Source organism: Shewanella sp. GutDb-MelDb, assembly GCF_002836075.1.
Lineage (GTDB): Bacteria > Pseudomonadota > Gammaproteobacteria > Enterobacterales > Shewanellaceae > Shewanella.
On the sequence record NZ_PJBM01000053.1, the window covers coordinates 1 to 2567 of the forward strand.

Sequence of the window (2567 nt, forward strand, 5' to 3'; positions counted from 1 at the left end):
TGTTAGCGGCTTGAATCAATAGCGCTTCAACACTCTGGCTTCTATTGCGAAATAAGTTATAAGTAGTGATACATAAGCTGAAAATCACGAAATATATCAAAAAATAAATCCAGAAGTACTCTTTATTAACCTGCGATTTTAGTTCATTAGAAACAATGATATAACCTCTGGCCAGGCCATAGTCATGCTCAATAACAAACCATGTTGAATCTTGTCGAAGAGGAGGTGCCTCGTCTATAAGCTTGAGCTGATAGGACATACATGACTGGCAATTAAAAGAGAAATAGTCTCTTAGTCTTACTTTATTCAAAAAAACAATATACTTGTTGCTAGTTCCTTTTATCATGATTGCAATTTCTTCCTGACCTGTTACTTCTGAAACGTAGCGTATCAAAGGATATGTAGTCGGGTTTAGTTTAGAATTATGAGAAACAATACCATTACTTGTACATAAGGTTTGCTTATCAAGCACCACACCTACAAACTTGAGTTCAGGCTCAGAATAATCAATTTTTCTTAAAGCTTGGCGGACATCATTAGAGCAGTTGTTAGGCAACACTAAACCCGAAAGGAGCTGGTTTACACGCGCGAAGTTGAGTTTTTTTCTAGCTATGTATTGTGCTGAATCTCGTTCCATCCAAAAATTAACCACTGCAAGGGACAGCCGAGTTGCTGAAAACTGTGTTATAGCAAAGCTAGCAATGGTAATGAATATAAGCCAGATAATGTTACGCTTTAAGTTGCTGATTGTCCTTTCCTCTACACTGGGACTAAAAAATATAACTATAGTATTCTATTGAAATAATTGCTTGTTCGACATTTTATATACAGCCCCTTGGTACTAAAAAAGTTCTGTCGCAAAATGAGATGTCTCATTAAGAATAGAGGGAGCGGACTCTAATACAACTATAGCGCTAAAGAATAACATTGGTCCCACTAAGTAATATTTTATGTTAAGTTTATCTGACTTAGCTTAATCATGGGTCAAAGTTTAATACCGACAAGAGAAGGCTCCGCTTCTTCACATAAATACCAGTTTAAGCATTGAGGCTGAACTCTCTTTCCGTTAACTTTACGGTGGCTTAACTCTAGGATGTTAAGCAGATATTTTACCGATAATACTTCTATTATACACAGCAAATATCCGGATAACCAAAGACGAGAATTGGCAGTTTCTAATGCCGCACCATCGGCCCCGCTCTAATAAATCACTACAGACCCATTATCACTTAGAAACAAAGTCAAATTGTAGGGTGGAGATAAACATTAGAATTACCTTTCTTAATGTGATTAAAATGTGTTATTCAGTATTTTTAGCCCATAAGACTCAGGACAGTCCACTGAGCTCTATGAAGTGTCTACAAAACTAGGGTTACCAACTACTGAACCTATATTTGCTCAGCATCTCTGGCGTTACTTTTATTTAATATGTTCACAGTCTTCTCTTTTATAAATTGCTTTAGCGTAAGAAGGGAGAAAGGTTTTAATATTAATGAATCATCTGTTATAGGTATTATAGGCAATCCTTTCAACTGTTGTTCTGTTGATGTCAATAATAATGAAGATGACTGGCCTGCACATATATTTTCTATTAAAAAAATCATTGCCTCAAATTGTTGCACTGCAGACTTTGTAGTTGAGTCCATATCATAAAAAATAACATCAGCACTTTCTAGTAACAATGTTGATTGAGAATGCCTCAATTGACTATGACTTAACCTTACAACATTCACTCGATCTGTTCCGAGGATATCTAGAAATACTTTTTTTTGACAGCTCGCTATAAGGTCATACTCACTAACAATTATTATTTTCATTCAAACAACAAACTTCATACAGCCATACCCCTGTTAGTTCCCTTATGCATTCATAAACTTGAACACGGTGTTTGTGAAACCTTTAAATACTTAAAACCACCATGCTGAATGCATCTCTAACTGCCAACACTGTTTGGATGGCTACATTTTAATAAATAATCCTATAACCAAGACAGCCGTTACATCGTAAAACTTAATTACTTAATTAAGCCAGAAGGTTAGCGATTTCAATTAATGTCTCTATTAAACCTAACTACACCCAACGACTAAAGTCCTAACTTGGATAAGTTAGGACTTTTTAAGATAAACAGCACTTTATTGCTATTACTTCTGATCAGATTTCCATTCCCGACACAGATGCCGATGACTTTGCACTTCCCTATCATGTTTTTCGATTACACTATTAAAATACTCGACTTAAAGCACTTCAATCAAGCCGAGTACCTTACCCGTAAACAAGAGCTAGAACTTCTACTGTCACGAATCGATAAAAACTGGTATAGCACAAAATTAATTTGAATTTGAGATATATAAAGTACGATCAAGAGGTGTAGAGGGCAAAATCAATCTGTGATGGCAATAGTAGTTGCCCTTATTGACTAAAATAACACCAGTTATCAACTGCCTGGATGTGAGGCGTTCTGACTAATTCTATGCATTTTACTTGCAGCATCAACCATCTAACGCCTAGATTTGGACGTAGGTTAACTTAGAAACGCAAAACCTGTGAACTTTGGTTATTCCTAGTTA

The 2567-nt window shown here is 35.8% G+C and carries 2 protein-coding genes and 1 pseudogene; all 3 read right to left on the reverse strand.

Translation table 11 applies throughout. From position 1 onward, the window contains the following. Nucleotides 1–637, reverse strand: a 637-nt coding sequence (locus CXF82_RS01150) for a hypothetical protein (RefSeq protein ID WP_219621761.1), incomplete at its 3' end; no start/stop codon positions are given. 422 nt (nucleotides 638–1059) lie between these two features. Then, nucleotides 1060–1200 (reverse strand): annotated as a pseudogene (locus tag CXF82_RS22740) (IS6 family transposase); the annotation flags it as partial. 188 nt (nucleotides 1201–1388) lie between these two features. Beyond that, entirely contained in the window at nucleotides 1389–1817 is a 429-nt protein-coding gene (locus tag CXF82_RS01155; RefSeq protein WP_102039644.1) for a hypothetical protein, read from the reverse strand. Nucleotides 1818–2567: the final 750 nt, after the last annotated feature.

Coding starts and splice junctions, on each gene's coding strand:
- CXF82_RS01155 (WP_102039644.1), bottom strand. CDS start 1,817: ATGAAAATAATAATTGTTAGTGAGTATGACCTTATAGCGAGCTGTCAA.